Annotated in this window: 18 protein-coding genes; 10 read left to right on the top strand and 8 right to left on the bottom strand. The window is 69.5% G+C overall.

Features of this window, described 5'->3' with window-relative positions; translation table 11 throughout:
* The 7 genes from TR48_RS23535 to TR48_RS23505 all read left to right on the top strand — a co-directional run.
* Positions 1-690: type II secretion system F family protein (locus tag TR48_RS23535; RefSeq protein WP_236652291.1), on the top strand; the 690-nt coding region annotated here is incomplete at its 5' end.
* On the top strand, positions 687-1586 hold the full coding sequence (locus tag TR48_RS23530) for a type II secretion system F family protein (RefSeq protein ID WP_052442925.1): 900 nt from the start codon (positions 687-689) through the stop codon (positions 1584-1586). The genes TR48_RS23535 and TR48_RS23530, both read left to right, overlap by 4 nt.
* 35 nt (positions 1587-1621) lie before the next feature.
* Positions 1622-1828 (top strand): hypothetical protein, encoded by a 207-nt coding sequence (locus tag TR48_RS23525; protein ID WP_042370576.1) that lies wholly within the window; start codon positions 1622-1624, stop codon positions 1826-1828.
* Between the two features lie 49 nt (positions 1829-1877).
* The gene (locus TR48_RS23520) at positions 1878-2309 is read left to right on the top strand and encodes a TadE family protein (protein ID WP_042370574.1); all 432 of its coding nucleotides are present in this window, start codon (positions 1878-1880) and stop codon (positions 2307-2309) included.
* Positions 2306-2791 carry a TadE family protein gene (locus TR48_RS23515; protein WP_042370572.1) on the top strand — a complete coding sequence of 162 codons (486 nt, stop codon included), beginning with the start codon at positions 2306-2308 and terminating at the stop codon, positions 2789-2791. The genes TR48_RS23520 and TR48_RS23515 overlap by 4 nt, the downstream gene beginning before the upstream one ends.
* Positions 2792-2849: 58 nt before the next feature.
* Positions 2850-3212: a hypothetical protein gene (locus TR48_RS23510; protein WP_042370570.1), complete on the top strand. Its 363-nt coding sequence runs from the start codon at positions 2850-2852 to the stop codon at positions 3210-3212.
* Positions 3213-6584, top strand: coding sequence for a LysM peptidoglycan-binding domain-containing protein (locus tag TR48_RS23505; protein WP_042370569.1), 3372 nt, complete (start codon positions 3213-3215; stop codon positions 6582-6584). It abuts the gene before it with no gap.
* A gap of 94 nt (positions 6585-6678) precedes the next feature.
* Here TR48_RS23505 and TR48_RS23500 read toward each other — a convergent pair whose 3' ends face one another.
* Complete coding sequence (locus TR48_RS23500; RefSeq protein ID WP_042370568.1) at positions 6679-7983, bottom strand: DUF2637 domain-containing protein; 1305 nt, start codon at positions 7981-7983, stop codon at positions 6679-6681.
* Between the two features lie 157 nt (positions 7984-8140).
* Here TR48_RS23500 and TR48_RS39175 point away from each other — a divergent pair, with 157 nt between their 5' ends.
* On the top strand, positions 8141-8980 hold the full coding sequence (locus TR48_RS39175) for a hypothetical protein (RefSeq protein ID WP_052442923.1): 840 nt from the start codon (positions 8141-8143) through the stop codon (positions 8978-8980).
* Positions 8981-9429: 449 nt separating this feature from the next.
* On the opposite strand, the gene TR48_RS39170 is transcribed toward TR48_RS39175, so the two are convergent.
* Complete coding sequence (locus TR48_RS39170; RefSeq protein WP_052442922.1) at positions 9430-10599, bottom strand: ParB/RepB/Spo0J family partition protein; 1170 nt, start codon at positions 10597-10599, stop codon at positions 9430-9432.
* Positions 10596-11756: a ParA family protein gene (locus tag TR48_RS23485; protein WP_042370567.1), complete on the bottom strand. Its 1161-nt coding sequence runs from the start codon at positions 11754-11756 to the stop codon at positions 10596-10598. The genes TR48_RS39170 and TR48_RS23485 overlap by 4 nt, the downstream gene beginning before the upstream one ends.
* Before the next feature lie 570 nt (positions 11757-12326).
* Here TR48_RS23485 and TR48_RS23480 point away from each other — a divergent pair.
* Positions 12327-12596: a hypothetical protein gene (locus tag TR48_RS23480; RefSeq protein WP_042370565.1), complete on the top strand. Its 270-nt coding sequence runs from the start codon at positions 12327-12329 to the stop codon at positions 12594-12596.
* A gap of 288 nt (positions 12597-12884) precedes the next feature.
* Here the strand turns inward: TR48_RS23480 and TR48_RS23475 are convergent, their stop codons facing one another.
* Positions 12885-13094 (bottom strand): hypothetical protein, encoded by a 210-nt coding sequence (locus TR48_RS23475; RefSeq protein ID WP_042370564.1) that lies wholly within the window; start codon positions 13092-13094, stop codon positions 12885-12887.
* A 218-nt stretch (positions 13095-13312) separates the two neighbouring features.
* On the opposite strand from TR48_RS23475, the gene TR48_RS23470 reads away from it, so the two are divergent.
* Positions 13313-14215 (top strand): hypothetical protein, encoded by a 903-nt coding sequence (locus TR48_RS23470; RefSeq protein ID WP_236652290.1) that lies wholly within the window; start codon positions 13313-13315, stop codon positions 14213-14215.
* A 265-nt stretch (positions 14216-14480) separates the two neighbouring features.
* Here the strand turns inward: TR48_RS23470 and TR48_RS23465 are convergent, their stop codons facing one another.
* The 4 genes from TR48_RS23465 to TR48_RS23455 form a co-directional block, all read right to left on the bottom strand.
* Complete coding sequence (locus TR48_RS23465) at positions 14481-14900, bottom strand: hypothetical protein (protein WP_042370639.1); 420 nt, start codon at positions 14898-14900, stop codon at positions 14481-14483.
* 317 nt (positions 14901-15217) lie between these two features.
* A complete protein-coding gene (locus TR48_RS23460; protein ID WP_042370563.1) occupies positions 15218-15463 on the bottom strand; it encodes a hypothetical protein in 246 nt (81 codons plus the stop codon).
* Between the two features lie 359 nt (positions 15464-15822).
* Positions 15823-15957, bottom strand: a complete 135-nt coding sequence (locus TR48_RS46395) for a hypothetical protein (protein ID WP_268873594.1) — start codon at positions 15955-15957, stop codon at positions 15823-15825.
* The coding region (locus tag TR48_RS23455; RefSeq protein ID WP_052442921.1) for a GGDEF domain-containing protein at positions 15957-16459 on the bottom strand (503 nt) is incomplete at its 5' end. The genes TR48_RS46395 and TR48_RS23455, both read right to left, overlap by 1 nt.

The raw sequence follows: 16459 nt of genomic DNA, 5'->3' as shown, positions 1-16459 counted from the left end.
GGGTGGCCGATGGCCGGGCTGCTGTCCGGTCTGGTCGCCAGCAACGCGGTGTGGCTGCTCAACCCGGGGCGGGAGCACGCAGATCGGATCGCCCGGTTGGAGGGCCTGCAGGAGTGGGTGCGCAGGCTCGCCGACATCCACACCACGGGGCTGTCGCTGGAGCAGTCGATCAGGGCGAGCGCTCCTAAGGTCCCCGCCTCGATCGAGCCGCACGTCAAGCTGCTGGTCGGGCGTCTCGCGGCCGGGTGGCCGACCCGGGCCGCCTACCGGGCGTTCGGCGACGACCTGGACGACGTCACCGCCGACATGGTCGTCGCGATGATGCTGCTCCACGTCCAAGACCGCGGCGACGGCCTCTCGCGCGCGTTCAAGGAGCTCGCCTCCTCCGTGCAGGAGGAGGTGCTGATGCGACGCAAAGTCGAGGCCGACCGGGCCAAGCCCCGCGCCAACATGCGCTGGGTCGTGCTGTTCTGCCTGGTCGTGTTCGGGCTGTCGATGTTCTCCGGCTCCTACGTCACCCCCTACTCCAGCCCCCTCGGAGTCCTCGCGATGATCGCCTTCGCGCTCGGCTTCGTCGGCATGGTCGCGTGGATGCGCTCCATGGCGAACATGCGCCCCACCCCCCGCTTCCTGTCCTCCGCGGACCGCACCAAGTCCCTCGCCGAGCGCACTCAGGAGGCGCCCAAGTGATCCCCGTCGCCCCCGTTCTCCTGACTGGAGCCGCCGTCGGCGGCGGTGTCACGATGCTGGTGGCCGGCCTCTCCCGTGGCCGCGGCGACCTGGGCGACGTGATCGCCCGCATGGACGCGAACCGCATCGACCTCCTCGCGCCACAGCAGACCGTGCAGCCCGCCGACTGGCGCGAACGCCTGGGAGGCTGGGCGCTGTCGCGGATAAGCGACAGCCTCGTGCGGCTACCTCGCAAGGAACTCGCGATCCTGCGCGAGTCCCCCGCGCTCCAGCTCGGCAAGAAGATCGGCGTCGCCCTGTACGGGCTGCTGGCACCGGCGCTGGGCACGGCCGTTGCCGTCGCCCTCGGCGCGCAGTTCCCGTTCGTCATTCCCGGGGTCATCTCGCTGGTCTTCGCCGTGGTGGGCTGGTTCCTCGTCGACGTCAACGCGCGGCAGCGCGCGGCCGAGGCGCGCACCGAATTCCGCATCGCCATCGCGTCCTACCTCGACCTCGTCTCCCTGGAGCGTGCCGCCGACGCGGGTCCCAGCGAGGCTCTCAAGCGCGCCGCTCAGGTCGGGGACGGCTGGGTGTTCGAGCGGATCCGCGACGCGCTGCTGCGCGCCGAACTCGCCGGCATCGCCCCCTGGGAAGGGCTTCGGCAGCTCTCCGAGGAGATCGACGTCCCCGAACTCGGCCACCCGGCCGACATCATCGCGATCGCCGGCGAGGAGGGCGCGTCGGTCTACTCCACCCTCCAGGCCCAGGCCCGTTCACTGCGCGGCGTGCTGCTGACCGACCAGCAGGCCCACGCCAACACGGCCTCGGAAAAGATGGTCGTCCCCGTCGCCGCACTCGTGATCCTCATGACCCTGTACATCGCCGCCCCGGCGATGGTCCGCGTCATGAACAGCTGACCGCCCCTCACCACCAGCCCTTACGGAGGAATCACATGTCAGATCCGCTGATCACCCTCGCGATGACTGCGCTGCGTGCCCGTGCCGAACGCGTCCGCGACCTGCACCGGGACGAGGACCGCGAGCGCGGTGCTTTGTCCATCGAGCTCGCCCTGCTCATCGCCGGAATCGTCATCATCGCCGGCATCGTCGTCGCCATCATCACGACCAAGGCCACCCAGAAGGCCAACCAGATCGGTTGAGCCCACCACTGGCCGGGAGCAGGACTGTTGGGGAGGAAGAGCAGCACACATGAGTTTGCGACCACCTGGGCGCAGTTGCCGACGGCCACGGCTGAGCCGTCTGGCTGCCGGCCGTGATGCCGGGGACCGGGGCGCCCTGTCGCTGGAACTGGCGATCCTGGCCCCGGCGGTGATGATGCTGCTGTTCACGATCGTCCAGGCGGGCTTCTACTTCTACGCCCGCAACGTGGCGGTCACCGCCGCGCAGCAGGGCGTCGAGACCGCACGGGTCCACGGCGCGACGCTCGGCGAAGGCGAGACCCAGACGTGGGACCTGCTGCACCGCACCGGCGGCAGCATCACCGGCCCCGCCGTGAACGGATCGCAGACCGCGGCCGACGTGACGATCACCGTCACGGGCAGCGTCACCACCTGGATCCCCGGCCTGACCTTCCACCTGTCCCAGACCGCCACCGCCGCAAAGGAGCAACTGATCAAATGACCCGCTCCCCACGGCCGGCGCCTGGCGACGGTGGCGCGCTGTCGCTGGAAATGGCGATCCTCGCACCGGTCCTGCTGGTCATGTTCGGGTTGATGGCTCTGGCAGGACGCGTCTACCTCGCCGGCTCCACCGTCGACAACGCCGCCCGCGACGCAGCCCGCGCGGCCTCCCTGCAGAACTCCCCCGGCGCCGCACAGCAGGCCGCCCTCCAGATAGCGAACCAGTCCCTGACCTCCCAGGGAGTCCACTGCGCCTCCACCGACGTGACCGTGCCGACCGCTGGCTTCAGCGCGCCCCTGGGGCAGCCGGCCGCGGTCACCGTCACCGTGACCTGCCAGGTCGAGCTCGCTGGCCTGTTCCCCGGGGTCCCGGGGAGCAAGACCCTCCGAGGCTCGTTCACGTGCTCCATCGACCAGTACCGGCAACGCGCCGCCGGCCCGATGCCGCTCACCAGCCAGGCCCTGGGGGTGCACGTTGCCTGACTTCTACCTGCGCGGACGCCGCCCGGGTCGTGGGGACGGGGACCGGGGTTCCCTGTCGATGTTCACCGCGATCGTCATCGTGGGCGCTTTCGCGGTCCTGTCCCTGGTCGTCGACGGCGGCCTCAAGCTCCAGGCCCTCGCGAAGGCCGACGGCACCGCCCAGGAAGCCGCCCGGTCCGGTGCCCAGGCACTCGACACCGGCGCCGCGCTGAGCGGACAGGGCCTCCAGATCCAGCCCCAGCAAGCCGTCACTGCCGCCCAGGCCTACCTGCGCTCCGCGGGCGTGAGCGGCACCGTCACCGTGAACGGCAACACGATCCAGGTCACCGTCGCCGCCCCCTACACACCGCTCTTCCCGCTGATCAGCCCCGGCACCGTCACCGGACACGGCAGCGCACAACTCCTCTACCAAGGAGGCTGAATGGGCTCGCGTCCGCTCCCCCGCCTGCTGAAAGGTCTCGGCGCGCTCGGCGCGCTGGCCGTGCTGGAGGTCGGCGTCCCGCTCACCCTGCTGGCCTGGGGCACCAATCCGCACCATGTCCCGTCATGGCAGCAGACCACCGATGCCCTGACCGGCCCCGACAACGGCAGCCTGTTCCTCGGCGCGATCACCGTTCTCGGCTGGTTCGCCTGGACGCTGTTCACCGTCCAGGTCCTGCTCGAACTCGTCGCCGTGCTGCGCCACCGCGCGGCACCGCGGCTCCCGGTCCTTGGGGCTGGGCAGCACCTGGCCGCGACGCTGGTCGCCGCGGTCGTCCTGCTGCTGCCCACCACCGGGACCGCGCTAGCCGAAGCAGCACCCGCTTCGGCCGCGACCCTCCACCTGCCCCACCACGCCACGCCCAGCCCCCAGCAGGCAGCGGCGGCAGTGGCCGCCGAGACAGCGACCGGATGGCAGGGCCCGGTCCACCACGTCACCTCCGGCGACGAGACCATGTGGGGCCTGGCCGAGCACTATCTGGGCGACGGCACCCGTTGGAAGGACATCGCCGCCCTCAACGAGGGCATCGTCCAGAGCGACGGCCAGAGCGTGACTGCCTCTACCCTCCACCTGATGCCCGGGTGGACGCTGCGGCTGCCCGCCGACGCCAAGCCGCAGGAGCCCGCACCGAGCACACACCGTGTCTCAGAAGCCGCCGCAATGCACCACGGTGGCGGGCACGCGGCACAGCAGCAAGAGGACACCGAACACGCGGGTGTCTCGCACGAGAAGGTGCACATCGTGCAACCCGGCGAGACACTGTCGGGCATCGCCGAGCAGGATCTCGGCAACGCGGACGACTACCCGGCCATCTACCAGGCCAGCCGCGACATCGAACAGAGCGACGGCCGGCAGCTGACCGACCCGGACCTGATCCTGCCCGGTTGGCGGCTCGACATCCCCCAGCCGACCCCGGCCTCCACCCCCGCCCCCGAGACCCCGAGCCCGGCTCCGGCACCGCACGTCGACGGCAGCCACGGCAGCCGGTCCCCCAGCCCGGCGCCGACGGCACCCTCGTCCGCTCCGACGTCGACGACAGCAGCACCGACCACGGCACCTGGACCGGCACCAAGCCCCGCCGGAGCTCCCCCGGGCGTGTCCCCCACGCAGGCACCCTCCACCCCGGCCACGCCGGCAGCATCCGACACACCGACCGCGACGGCCAGCAGCGCGCCCCCAGCGGCCGGCTCACCTGCGGCTCCCTCTGCGGTCGCGGTCGCCCCGGCGGCGTCCGACAGTGCCGACTCAGGAAGCGAGTTGCAGCTCGGTGCGGCGATCGCCGCTCTGCTCGCGGCCGGCTTGACCGGCGGATACGGCATCAAGCGCTCCCTGCAGCAGCGCTCCCGCCGCCCTGGTGAGACCATCGCCGTTCCTGCCGAGGCCAGCTCCCTGGAGCAGATCCTCGCCAACCAGGCCGACACCCCCACCGCGGAACTGCTCGACCTCGCCCTGCGCACCATGGCCACGCAACTGCCCGAGGGCGAGCGCCTTCCCGTCCTGGAGGCGGCACGGATCAGCAGGTCCGGCATCCACCTCCAAGCGGACGGCCCGCTGAGCGCCCCGTTCGTGCAGGGTGAGGACGGCTGGTGGAACCTGGACCCGGGCGCGGACCTGCTCGACGGGGCCGCTGCCGCGGAGATCCCGGCGCCGTACCCGATGCTGGCTACCCTCGGTGCCGAGCCGGACGGCACGCTGCTGCTGGTCAATCTCGCAACCGTCCAGACCTTGCTTCTGGACGGCAGCCCCGAGCAGGTCCGCGAGGTCGCCCGCGGTCTCGCGCTCGAGGCCGCCACCTCCCCGTGGGGTCAAGAACTCCAGGTGCTCACCGCCGGGGTGGTCGACGCAGGCCTGCCCGCGATGATGGCGACCGGCCGGGTCCGCCGCTTGGACCAGATCGGGCACGCCGTCACCGACCTGGCCGACCTGCTCCTGACCGTGCACCAGGACCCCGACGCGTCCATGCCGTGGATGCTGGTGGCCAGCGACGACGTCGACCAGGAGACGGCCTGGGAACTGGCAGGCCTCATCTCCCGCTCCCCCAGCGCGCCGGTGGCCCTTGCCCTGCCCGCCCACGGACTCGATCCCCTGTTCCCCGACGCGCTGCGCCTGGACTGTTCCACGGGTGACCCCCAACTGGTTCCCCACGGACGCGCCCCGGTCGAACTGCAACGTGTCACCCAGGCCGAGTACGACATCCTCACCCAGGACCTGCGCACCACCGAGCAGCCCGCCAACCCGCCCACCGGGGCATGGACCCACGTCGCCGAGGACACCTGGGACCTGGCCGAACCGGCACCGGACACGCTTGCGAGCTCGGACGAGACGGAGGAAGCGGACGGGAGCGAGACAGAGGCCGGCGGCGATCCCGCCCGGCCGGTCTCCTCCTTCCTTGCCTTCGCCAGGCCCGTTCGCGACACCGGCCGGCTCGCGGTGTCCGTCCCCGTGCTGCCCGCCAAGCCCGTCGCCCTGGCCCTGCCGGATCCGACCTCCCATGCCTCACAAGGAGATGAAGTGGCCCAGGACTCCGACGAGGCGGCAAACATGCCGGCGCAGCCCGCGATGAGCAGTGAATGCGCCGACCTGCACGCACCCGAGATCCGGGTCCTGGGCCCCGTCGACGTCACGGGACTGGGCAGCAGCGGCCGCGGGAAGCGCCTCGCGGAAGTCGCGGCCTACATCCTCCTGCGCCCCAGCCACACCCGCACCGACCTCGCGTATGCGATGAACCCGATCACCCCGTGGGGCGAGCGGAGCGTCAAGCAACGACTCCACGATCTGCGCAGTCTGCTGGAGAACACCCCCGACGGAAACCCACGCCTTGCGCGCAACAGCCGCGACGGGGCCCTGCCCGCCTTGACCGGTGTGCGGTGCGACTGGCACAAGTTCCGCAAGCTCGCCGAACGCGGGCTCCTCGCCGGCCCCGCCGGAGTCGACGACCTCGAAGCCGCCCTCGCCTTGGTGCGGGCCCGCCCCTTCGCCGGCAGCACCGCGGCGTGGAGCATGCCCGACCAGCAGGAGATGGTCTCCCGCATCGTCGACGTCGCGCACACAATCGCCCGCTACCGCACCGCGACCGGCCACTACACCCAGGCCCGAGCGGCGATCGCCAAAGGCGTCGACGTCGAACCCGCCGCCGAGATGCTGTACCGGGACTGGATCACCCTGGAGGCCGTCTGCGGCAGCCGCGCCGAGGTCCAGCGGGTCATCTCCCGTCTCCAGGGGGAACTGCGGGCCCTGGACGTCGAAATGGAACACGCCACCCAGGAGCTCATCGAGCGGGTCTACGCACAGCTCCTGAAGGGCAGTGCCTGACGCCCTCCCCGCAGCAAGCGTGAAGCCCTCGGTCCGACGACCGAGGGCTTCACGCTTGCCACGGCGGGGGCCAGGGCTGGCCCCCCGCGGATTGCTACTCCCGGGCGGTCACGGCTGCAGCTTGCTGGTTGGCTTCCCAGCTCTCCTTGAAGCCGGGGAGGTAGCGGCGCAGGTGTCCGGCGCTGAGGGGATCACCAGAGCGCCCTGCCACGCCGTGCTCGTCGAAGAGCCATTTGGAGAGCTGGTCCCCGTCAGGGAACGTCCCATGGCGCTGGGTGTAGTCGAGGAAGCCCATGCGGAAGCGGTCAACGGCACTGCCCTGGGCCGGAGGGGTGGGCGTCGACAGGGGAACGTGCTTCGGGGTCGCTGCCGCCTGACGCTCTTCGGCGGCGAGGACGACAGGTTGATGGAGCCTCGGTTCCGGCGCCTGCGGAGGCTCGCCGGGACCTTCCCTCTCAGGGACCTCCGGTGCTGCGGGGACAGCCTCAGTGCTGCTGTGCTCCGGTCCGGCGTCGGGTGCCATGTCGGTACAGCCGACCGGCTCAGCGGGCTCGTCAGCTCCAACCGGCTGCGGGGAAGACTCGGCGGCTGGGGTGGCCCGATTCGTTGCGATCGCGACGGCAGGTTCCGCTGCGGATGTGGGCCGTTCCTCGCGTGGCTGAGGCAGCAGCGCCTTCACCGTGTTGTCGGCGACCGGTGCAGCGGCCACGGCGGCTCCAACAAGCGCCGGGGCTACGTCGATCTTGAACTCTGGGAGAGGCTCGCCGAGGTTCGCCAGCTTCAGCAGGAGGACCACGTCCACTGGTGCCCTGTGGCGCCACAGCCGTCCGTAGGTCGCGCGGAGGCGCGCACGGTAGACCAGACGTCGACGCTCGTGCTCGAGAGCCTCCTCGTACGAGCGCAGTTCCCACAGCATCCGGCGACGGAAGAGACGCATCGTGGCGACGGGGGCGAAGACCCAGCGGCCAAGGCGGGTGCGCTCGAAGAGGGTGTTGGCTTCGATCTGCGCGAGACGGCCGACCGTATGCCGGGCGGCTTCGATCGCGGCGACGAAGAGCAGGGGGACGACCGCGTGCATGCCGCTTGCGAGCGGGTTGGGCCAGGCGGAGGCGGCGTTGAAGACGATGGTGGCGCCGGTCAGCACCCAAGCGAGCTGGCGCAGCAGCGGGAGCGGGATCCGCATCCAGGTGAGCAGCAGGTCGAGGGCGAGGAAGACGGTGATGCCGACATCGATGCCGACGGGCAGGAGGTAGGAGAACCAGCCGAAGCCGTTGCGCTGGGCCAGCTTGAGGACGGCATCGTAGGAGCCAACGAAGCCGATGAGGGAGATGACGATCGTTCCGATCACCACGATCAGCACCAGTGCCTTCTGGCCGCTGCTCAACTGGCGCCGGTTCATCCCGTTCCCCTCGTCCTGTCCTGTTGACCTGAGTCCCTAGCTTCACACGCGCCCGTCGTGTCTATGCCTGGGTTGCCGGGAATCCGGCTCGTGGCACTGGCGAGTGCGGGGGGTGATCGTATCCGGCCCCTGGAATTTCCATTATGGAAAGCCTGCGATGCCCGATCATGAAGGCATGCCGAAGCGCCGCCCCCGTTCCCCCGACCCGGCCGCTCCACTGACCCGGCCGCGGCCGCGGCTCGGCCACGTCGCGGCGCCCCAGGTGTCCACGCAGCTGCGAGATCTGCTGGAGCAACAGCTGAGCGAGACGTCCTCCCTGCCGGCCGCGGAGGAGCTGTACGCCCTGCTCGTATTCGCCGAGCGCGCCTCGCGGCGGATCGGCGATGCCAGGCTGCGCGGCGAGGCTGCGGTCCAGCGCGTGCTGCTATGGCAGTGGCTGCGCGAGCAGATCGACACGCACCAGCTTCGGGCGGTGGACGATGCGCGCGCGGCGGATGTGGAGTGGGTGCGGCTGGTGAGACCGCTCGGTGTCGAGTCTGTGCCGGGTGCGCACAACAAGGTTCGCCGGATGCGCGCGGACGAGGCCGTTGGGGCTGACGGTGTTCCTGTGCGCAGGACCCCGGAGGCTGTCAGCGCGGCGCTCGCTGCGCGTGCGGCAGAGGAGGCGGAGGCGCGAGTGCGCGCACAGGTCGCCCTGGCGCGAGCGGGATCAGTCCTGGCGGCGGCGCGCTCGATGGGAGCGCACGCGCACGACCTACTCACCGACGACGGCGAGGGGGAGATCGACTTCTGGCTTGGCGAGATTGAGGCCGTGCTGGCCGAGGTCGACGGTCCCGGGGCGGGGACGCCGACGGAGGCGCAGGTTTCCTCGCTCTCGGCATGCCTGTCGCAGGCATCCCAGCGCATCCGAGCCTTGGCGAAGGCGAGCGCTAAGGCGGCCGCAGGCACGGAGGGAGCCGCTGCAGCTCTAGAGGCGGCGGCTTCGATCACCGGGTAGCCAGTCCCCCGCTGGAGGCTCGGTCGGTGCGCAGTCCACGGGCAGCGCCGTGACGGCGTCCCCTTGGACTGCGCACCGGGCTTCTTGGGCTTCCGGTGACGCGCTGCGCGCGCTCGGGTCGGTTGCGCCACCCTCGGGATTGCGCATTGACTGCGCGGTGCGCAACAGGCAAGTGCGCGTTGCTCGACCGCGCACGCTCCGCTGGAGGGCATCCAGGCGCGTCGCGGGGAAGGTCTCTGCCAACCCGGCATCGATCCCGCCCGCGAGCGGCTGCACGACCTCGCACGAAGCATGCGCTTCGCGCCGTCCTGCTCACTTGCACGAGCTCGCCGACCCCGTGCTCTCGGTTGCCCCCAGAAACGTCTGGGCCGCCCCGGTGGCGGGGCGGCTCAGGACGAGGTGCTGGCCGGAGTTGCATCTCGCTCCGGCGAGGGGTGATTACGGCGTAATCACTCCCCGGTAGCCCGGAGGTGATCAGCGAGGCTGTGCACCAGGTCGTACAGGCGGTCGCGGTCGAGCGTCTCGATCATTTTCGTGGCGACCTCATGGACCGGCGTGGTGGCGAGCCACGTGAGCCAGGCTGCGGAGTCCCCTCCGGTGATTACGCCGTAATCACTCCCGGTCTCCTCCGACCGGGCCCGACCGGTGGCGCTTCCTCCGGCCGCTGCACCGGCGCTCGCCGCAGCCTGGCCGGTGGGGGCCGACGGGTTGCCCTGGGCATCGGTGGGAGTGGCGACTGTAGCTGGCTTCACCTCGGCGGCAGGCCTCGCGGGATCCGGCGTGCCGCTGGTGGTGTGCTGGACGGGCGACTCACCCGCGACCGGACCGTCCTCGTCGCCGGTCCTGGACTGGGCCTCTTGCCGTGGGGCAACGATGGACGCCGCTACCGGCTCAACCGGCTGCGGTGCGAGTTCTGTGGCCAAGGCAGCTTCTTGCTCTTCGGCGGGAAACTTCGCGATCTTCCGCGCGACCTCGACGGTGAGCTCTCCGTCAGCGAGGCGCTGCTGCAAGGCCGGAGACAGGTTGAGCAGTGACAGGCGCTGCGAGACCCATCCCTGGGACTTGCCGAGAGCCCTCGCGACGTTGCGCTGGGACCCGTGAACCTCGACCAGCCGGGCGAGGGCACGTGCTTGGTCGAGGTGGTCCAGGTCCTCGTGCTGCGCGTCAGCGATGAGTGCGGCCTTCAGCAGCTCGTCAGCGTCGCGGGCGAGTTCGTCGTCCACGTGGATCGGCAGAGTGTCCAGGCCGGCCATGCGTGCGCCCGCCAGGCGCCGGTTGCCGTCGATCGCGATGTAGAGGGCGTTGCCGATCTCGCTCTCCACCTCCGGGTGCACCGCGAGGAACGCGGCTCGGGTGACCACGGCGATGGGACTGATGATCCCCTGTTCGACCTGCTCCATGCTGTCGGCCATGTTCTGGATGGCCTTGAGCGACAGGCGCGGGTTGTAGGGGTTGTGGGCGATGTGCTTGATCTGGGCCCGGGGAGTGCTGGGGGCGAGAACGGGTGCCGGAGCTCCAGTCATTTCAGCGATGGCGCGACCGCGGTCGCTGACCGGGGGAGGGGTCACGAAGGCATCGAAGGCGGCAGAGCCGCCGAACATCTCTGACTTCTTGCTCATCCGATCTTCCTGACGATCTCACGCATGTTGTGGGACTGCTCGCACTCTGGGTCGTAGGCGAGCAGCGGCGTCTTGAAGCGCACCGCCTCGCGCTGGAACCGCAGGTCCTTGATCACGGTGAGGACGGGCGGGGTTCCGAGGGACTCCCACTTCTCCTTCGACGTCGTCGCCACGAGGCCCTTGCGGGAGTCGTACTTGTTGATGACGAGACCGAACTGGTGCAGCGTCATCTTCCAGTCCTGACTGAGTTGGGTGATCTGCTGCTGCAGCATGCCGTAGGCCTTTGCCGAGCTGTCCTCGGCCTCGACCGGGATGAGGATGCCGGAGTTGCCATCCTTCTCGGATTCGCGGGTCCGCGCGTAGTAGAGAGCACAGTCCATGGCGAGACCAAGGCTCGGCGGGCAGTCGATGACGATGACGTCGTAATGCTGCTCGAGATCCCGCAGTGCGACCTCGAGTGCGGCCACACGCGGCCCGCGGTAGACCGCCAATCCGCCGTCCAGGAGGAAGGCGTCCATGGAGGCGGGGAGGAGATGAAGGCGACCGCCGAAGCGCTCCCCGGGGACGACCTGGACGAGCTCGTGGAGCGGCGTCGTCGCCCTCTCCGGGGTGAGCATGTGGGTCACCAGGCTCTGCTGGCCGATGTCGAACATGGGGATGCCGAGCTGGTCGCTGAGGTGGCCTTGAGGGTCGAAGTCGATCAGCAGCACCTTTTTGCCGGCCCTGTCCTCGAAGGCTTCGGCGAACGCTTCGCCAACTCCCGCTGCGACGGCGGTTTTGCCGACACCGCCCTTCTGGTTGCCGCTGATGAGCCGTCGGGTTTCGTCCTCTTCCGTGCCGTTGTCCGGATGCTGGGTGAGCCAGAGTTGGACGGCTTGGGCGAGGCCTTGGATGTAGGAGACACCGCGGTCGACGCAGTCGGCCTTGAAGTCGTCGTAGAGGCCTTCGGGGAGCCAGGTTCCGAAGCTCTCCGCGCCGCTGGTGTCCACAGCGGGGAGGACTTCGGACTGGGCTCGCCAGGCGATGATGCCTTCGGTGACCGCGTCTTGGAGGTCGACGGTGAGCTGCGCGGCTCGGACCTTGAGGGCATGACGGAGCGAAGCCGGGAGCTTAGTCGTCAGCTTTTCCCGGTCGCCAGCGGGGTACGGGGATGCCATGGCGGCAGCATACTGCCGCGAGCGCTTCCAGATATGCATGGGGTGGGCGTGTCGTCTGGGTGATTACGGCGTAATCACCCGGACGACACGCGGTGGGCTGACGACCACTCAACGCGGACTCCGTGGGAGTCCTCAGTGCCGTACTCCGGGGTCAAGCGCGGTCCACAGGCCGCAGTCTCCGCATTTCCTCGAGCCCGCCTGCCAAGCTCCGAGCCTCCTCAGCGTCGGGGGTGATTACGCCGTAATCACCCGCGAGGCCCGGGCCATGCTCTGACACAGGTCCAGCGGCGTCGGTTTCGGTGCCTCGCGACGGAGCGGACGCATGCTGCGGTCGCCCTGACGCCCCTGCTGGCGCCCCCAGGTGATTACGGCGTAATCACCCACGACTCAGTCCGAGGGCCGGGCACAGCACAGAACGGCCCGGGCAGTGGAGTCAGTAGGTAACGAGCCCCCAGCCACCGAGGGCGCAAGCGCCTGGGCTCCCTAAGCGTCAGCACGGGGCCTGGCCGGCTTGCCGCGGCAGGCGGCTCGACAGAGGTGACGTCACCGCTCACAGCTCGTTTCCTCCACGTGGAGACCAACACCATTTCAGCGGCCGACGACGTGGCCGTGGGCGTCGCACTGCGCTACGACAGCAGCAGCCCGCAGCGCACGCGAGCTTTCATGGGCCTGGTGGACCGAGCCGTGGACAGCTACGGCATCGCACTGGAGTACGCGAATGAGGAAAACCGACCGGACGCCCTCCGAGAGGCCATGGCTGTGACGTTGGGGCGAGTTTCCGGGGGGGGTTCGCGGCCGCGGCTCTGGATGCACTGTCCCGAGACGGCACGCTCGCTCTGACCACTGAACAGCAACTGCGCCTGGACGCCCTGATCGTCGGACTGGATCTGCCGACAGCGGAAACTCTGAGCTGCGACAGAACTTCCACCGACGGAACACGCAAAAAGGGCCCGCTCCCCCATCGCTGGGGAAGCGGGCCCTGGTGTTTCGCACGCGCGCTTGAACCCCATGCCGACGATCATTTGCTTCGCGCAGTCGGGTAGAAGTGGTGAGCGCAGGACCGCAAACGGGCCCCGCACACCTCGCGGAGGAGGCGTGCGGGGCCTGTGCGTGCTGCGGTCTCAGCCGTCAGGTGAGTGCGGCCATGGCCAGAGCGGCGGGCAGGATGCCAAGGGTGAGGTGTGGGACCTGGTCGACGTGCGGGGCACCGCCGTTGGCGCGGAAGCCGGCCTGACCGGTGTGGTCCATCGACGAGGTGATCGGCCAGCGGCGGTCGATGAACGCGTAGAGTCCGCTGGCCCAGGCGGCAGCCCCGAAGCCTAGGGAAATGAGCTCCACAGATTGGGCGCACCACGCGGTCGCCGGAGGGACGGCGGCGCTCGCTGACTGCGACGAGCACTTCGACCGCGCTGCGCGCGGGCGAAGCAGCCACTGGATGAGGACTTTCAGGAGTGGGCGCGGCGCGTGCTCGGCACTGATGACTGACCTACCGCCTGCGTGGTGCTGATCGCGAAACTCCGAGCGCTTGAGTGTCGAGCGGGCCTATGGTCTGGGCCATGGATGCTGAGCAGTTGAAGAGGTCGTCACAGAGATGGATGGATGCCGCGCTGGCGGCCTTTGGCGCGGGCTCTGAGAGCCATGACTTCGCTGTCCACCACGCTGGGATCGCCACGGAACACTTGCTCAAGGCATACCTTGCGGGGATTCATCCAGCGCTGATCGTTGACGGCAGGCACTTCGATTCGTTGCTCCACGCAACCGGCTTGGGCAGCCGCGCAGGCGTTCTACCGACCAAGGTCAGGACCATCGGCCTGGCCGAAGCCCACGAGCGGGTCCTCAAGCTTCTTCCCAACATCAAGATCAACAAGACGGCTCTGGAACCCCTGGCGGATGCGCGCAATGGCGTTGCCCACAGCGCGATTCACGACGCGACAAAGGCCGAAGCCGTGTTCACGGTTTGCCTGCGGCTGATCGATCCTGTGCTTGAGGAACTGGACATCGATCCGAGCACCTACTGGGGCCCGTATCTCGTCCTGCACGACAAGCTTGTCGATGAGCAGGTGCGGCAAGAGCGCGTCAGGGCGGAAGCGCTGCTGACCAGGGCACGGGCAGTGTTCGCGCAGCGGTTCGAGCACATGGCCTCCAAGGAGCGCGATGTGGTTCTGGCCGCCCTCACCAGCCAGCCCATGATCACCATGGTCCGCGAAGCACCGAAGCAGTGCCCAGCCTGCGGCTCTCAGGGGTGGGTCGCAGGTGAGGTGAGCATCCGCCTCAATGGTGGTGGCGGTGGCCCAGAGGCGGCGTACCTCGTCCCATATGGATTTCACTGCGCTGCATGCGACCTCGAGGTGGACAGCAAGCTTCTCTTTCACTTGGCCGACCTCAACGAGGACATCCTCTTGGAGGACGACCCCTACGACTTTGTGGACGACGAGCCCCCAGTCGACGAAGACGTCTAGAACCCCGTTCAAGCTGATCCGCATGATGGAGTTCGTCTCTGGAGAGCTTCGCGTCGATGATCAAACCAGCCCGTAGCCAGTAGAAACACGAAAGGGCCCGCTCCGCCACGATGGCGGAGCGGGCCCTTGGCTGTTCGAGCGTAGATGGACGAGCTGGTGCACCAGGAAGGCGGTCAGCGGTCGAGCATGTGCAGGGCGGTCGGGTTCGACTGCGGCGATCCGCACGAGGAGGCTGACCCTGTCGCCGCTGGCCTGGCACACGAAGTCAGCGGGCGGGGTGGATGGTGGAGCTGGTGACGGTGCCGGTGGTCAGGTCGACGCGGTCGTGTCGGATGGGCAGGCCGAGGGAGAGGGCGTAGGCGACCTCCCGGTGCGTGGACTGACCGATATATCCGCTCTGGTCGCTGACGATGACCACGAGAGCAGCCGCGCGGATCTTGGCCAGGTGCAGCACGTCCAGGCGCTCCTTGAGGGCCTGCGCAGCGGCGGGGTCGTCCCAGAGCGGATGGCTGGTCTTCAGGTTGCAGCCGGGGGTGAGGACGATGCGGCCGGCCACGGTCTCGCGCAAGGTGATCTCCGCGAACTCGGCCCAGAACCTTGTGCTGCCGCAGAGCGTCGTCACGGGCGGCTGGGGGAGCGCGGGCGCGTCGGGTTCGGGGAGCGGTAGGGGGTCCTGGCCGGTCAGCTGGGCGGGCCTGGGCTCGGGCGTGGAGCCGGTGTTGCGGGCGGCCTGGTGGGTGTCGTCACTGGTGTCGCAGATGGCGGTGAGGCCGTCGTCGGTGACAGTCCAGCCCAGCAGGCGGGCGGTGTCGGCGATCTCGGCGGCGGATGTGGCGTGCGGGGTGTAGCCCTCGGATTCGTCGGTCAACTCGGTGCCGCAGACGTTGCAGCGGATCGTGGTGCAGATCTGGGTCCTGATCACGCGGGGCCTTCCTTCGGGAGTCGTGGAGTCTGGTGGATCGCGGGCGGCCGAAGCGTGTGTCGAACGGCCGCCCCGGCGGCTCATGCGGCGGTGCTGGTGATCGTGTGCCCGTTGCGGTGGTCGTTGCGGGCGCCATCGGCGTTGGCGCGCAGGCCGTAGGTGTCGCCGGTCAGTCCGCCGCATCCGCTGCAGTGGACGCGGTAACCGCCGCGGCCGGGGCAGGTGCTCGGGTCGCGGGGTTTGCCGGTCGGTGCGGTGGGGTGCTCGCAGATGCTGGTCGGGTCGCCGTGGTGGATCGCGACGGTCTTGATGCTGATGCGGGCCATGCGTGTTCTCCCCTTTCGGAGTGTGAGGATGGCGGGCCAGTCAGGCGGATACCTGTCACGGTTCTCGGGTCTGATCGGCATTGCTACGCCTGCCTCTTGGCGGTGAGAGTGGTGCCGGTGGAGCGCAGGCGCCGGTCGGCCTGAGTGTTCGCCGTGCGGCACGGGGCGCAGGCGGGCTCCTTCCTGCGGCGGTGGTACTGGTAGCCGCGGCGGGTGCCGCACGGCGCCGGCTCGCGCGCTGCGGCAGGTTGCGATGCCAGGCTCAAGAGCTCGCGGACTGCACTGGCCTTCAGGCGTAGCCGGTCGGCGATGGTCGTGACAGTGAAGCTGTGCTGGCGGAGCAGTTGCGCGGCGCAGCGCTACTCGTCCAGGGTCAGCCGTGGCTGGGGACCGGGGTCGGCGTTGACGACGCGTTCGACGGCGATCTGGTCGACGTCGTCGTGGCTGGTGGCGGTGGTGTCGATGTACAGGCGCGACACGGTGATGACGCTCATCACGCCGCCACCAGTTGCTGGTGGGTCTGGCGGCGTCCGCGGCGGCCGCGCCCCTTGTCGGCGTACATCGCCAGGTCGGCGGCGTGCAGCAGCGCGGACAGGCCCTTGCCGGGGTGCTCGATGAGGGTGGCGGCGCCGAGGGAGACGCCGACGGTCAAGGTCAGGCCGTCGTGGTCGACGGGAAGCTCCAAGGCGGCTCGAAGCTCCAGAAGTTGCTCGGGCACATCGGTGGGGGAGAGGTCGACCAGGGCGGCGTACTCGTCCCCGCCGAGGCGGCCGGCCAGGCCTGCAGTTCCGGTCCAGTCGGCAAGCCGGGCTCCGACGGCGGCCAGGACGGCGTCGCCGGCGGCGTGGCCGTGGGTGTCGTTGACGTTCTTGAAATCGACCAGGTCCAGCAGCAGCACCGTGGCGTTGGCCGAACTGGTGAGGAGCTGCTCGGCGGCTGCCATGAAGGCGGCCCGGGCGGGCAGGCCACTGAGCGGGTCACGGCGGGCCAGGTCCA

Source organism: Streptacidiphilus neutrinimicus (assembly GCF_000787815.1).
In the GTDB taxonomy this organism is placed as follows: Bacteria; Actinomycetota; Actinomycetes; order Streptomycetales; family Streptomycetaceae; genus Streptacidiphilus; species Streptacidiphilus neutrinimicus.
Note: the sequence above shows the minus strand (reverse complement) of the source record. Positions and strands in the feature narration are given on the sequence as shown.

Coding starts and splice junctions, on each gene's coding strand:
- TR48_RS23525 (WP_042370576.1), top strand. CDS start 1,622: ATGTCAGATCCGCTGATCACCCTCGCGATGACTGCGCTGCGTGCCCGT.
- TR48_RS23520 (WP_042370574.1), top strand. CDS start 1,878: ATGAGTTTGCGACCACCTGGGCGCAGTTGCCGACGGCCACGGCTGAGC.
- TR48_RS23515 (WP_042370572.1), top strand. CDS start 2,306: ATGACCCGCTCCCCACGGCCGGCGCCTGGCGACGGTGGCGCGCTGTCG.
- TR48_RS23510 (WP_042370570.1), top strand. CDS start 2,850: ATGTTCACCGCGATCGTCATCGTGGGCGCTTTCGCGGTCCTGTCCCTG.
- TR48_RS23505 (WP_042370569.1), top strand. CDS start 3,213: ATGGGCTCGCGTCCGCTCCCCCGCCTGCTGAAAGGTCTCGGCGCGCTC.
- TR48_RS23500 (WP_042370568.1), bottom strand. CDS start 7,983: ATGAACCGGCGCCAGTTGAGCAGCGGCCAGAAGGCACTGGTGCTGATC.
- TR48_RS39175 (WP_052442923.1), top strand. CDS start 8,141: ATGCCCGATCATGAAGGCATGCCGAAGCGCCGCCCCCGTTCCCCCGAC.
- TR48_RS39170 (WP_052442922.1), bottom strand. CDS start 10,599: ATGAGCAAGAAGTCAGAGATGTTCGGCGGCTCTGCCGCCTTCGATGCC.
- TR48_RS23485 (WP_042370567.1), bottom strand. CDS start 11,756: ATGGCATCCCCGTACCCCGCTGGCGACCGGGAAAAGCTGACGACTAAG.
- TR48_RS23470 (WP_236652290.1), top strand. CDS start 13,313: ATGGATGCTGAGCAGTTGAAGAGGTCGTCACAGAGATGGATGGATGCC.
- TR48_RS23460 (WP_042370563.1), bottom strand. CDS start 15,463: ATGGCCCGCATCAGCATCAAGACCGTCGCGATCCACCACGGCGACCCG.
- TR48_RS46395 (WP_268873594.1), bottom strand. CDS start 15,957: ATGAGCGTCATCACCGTGTCGCGCCTGTACATCGACACCACCGCCACC.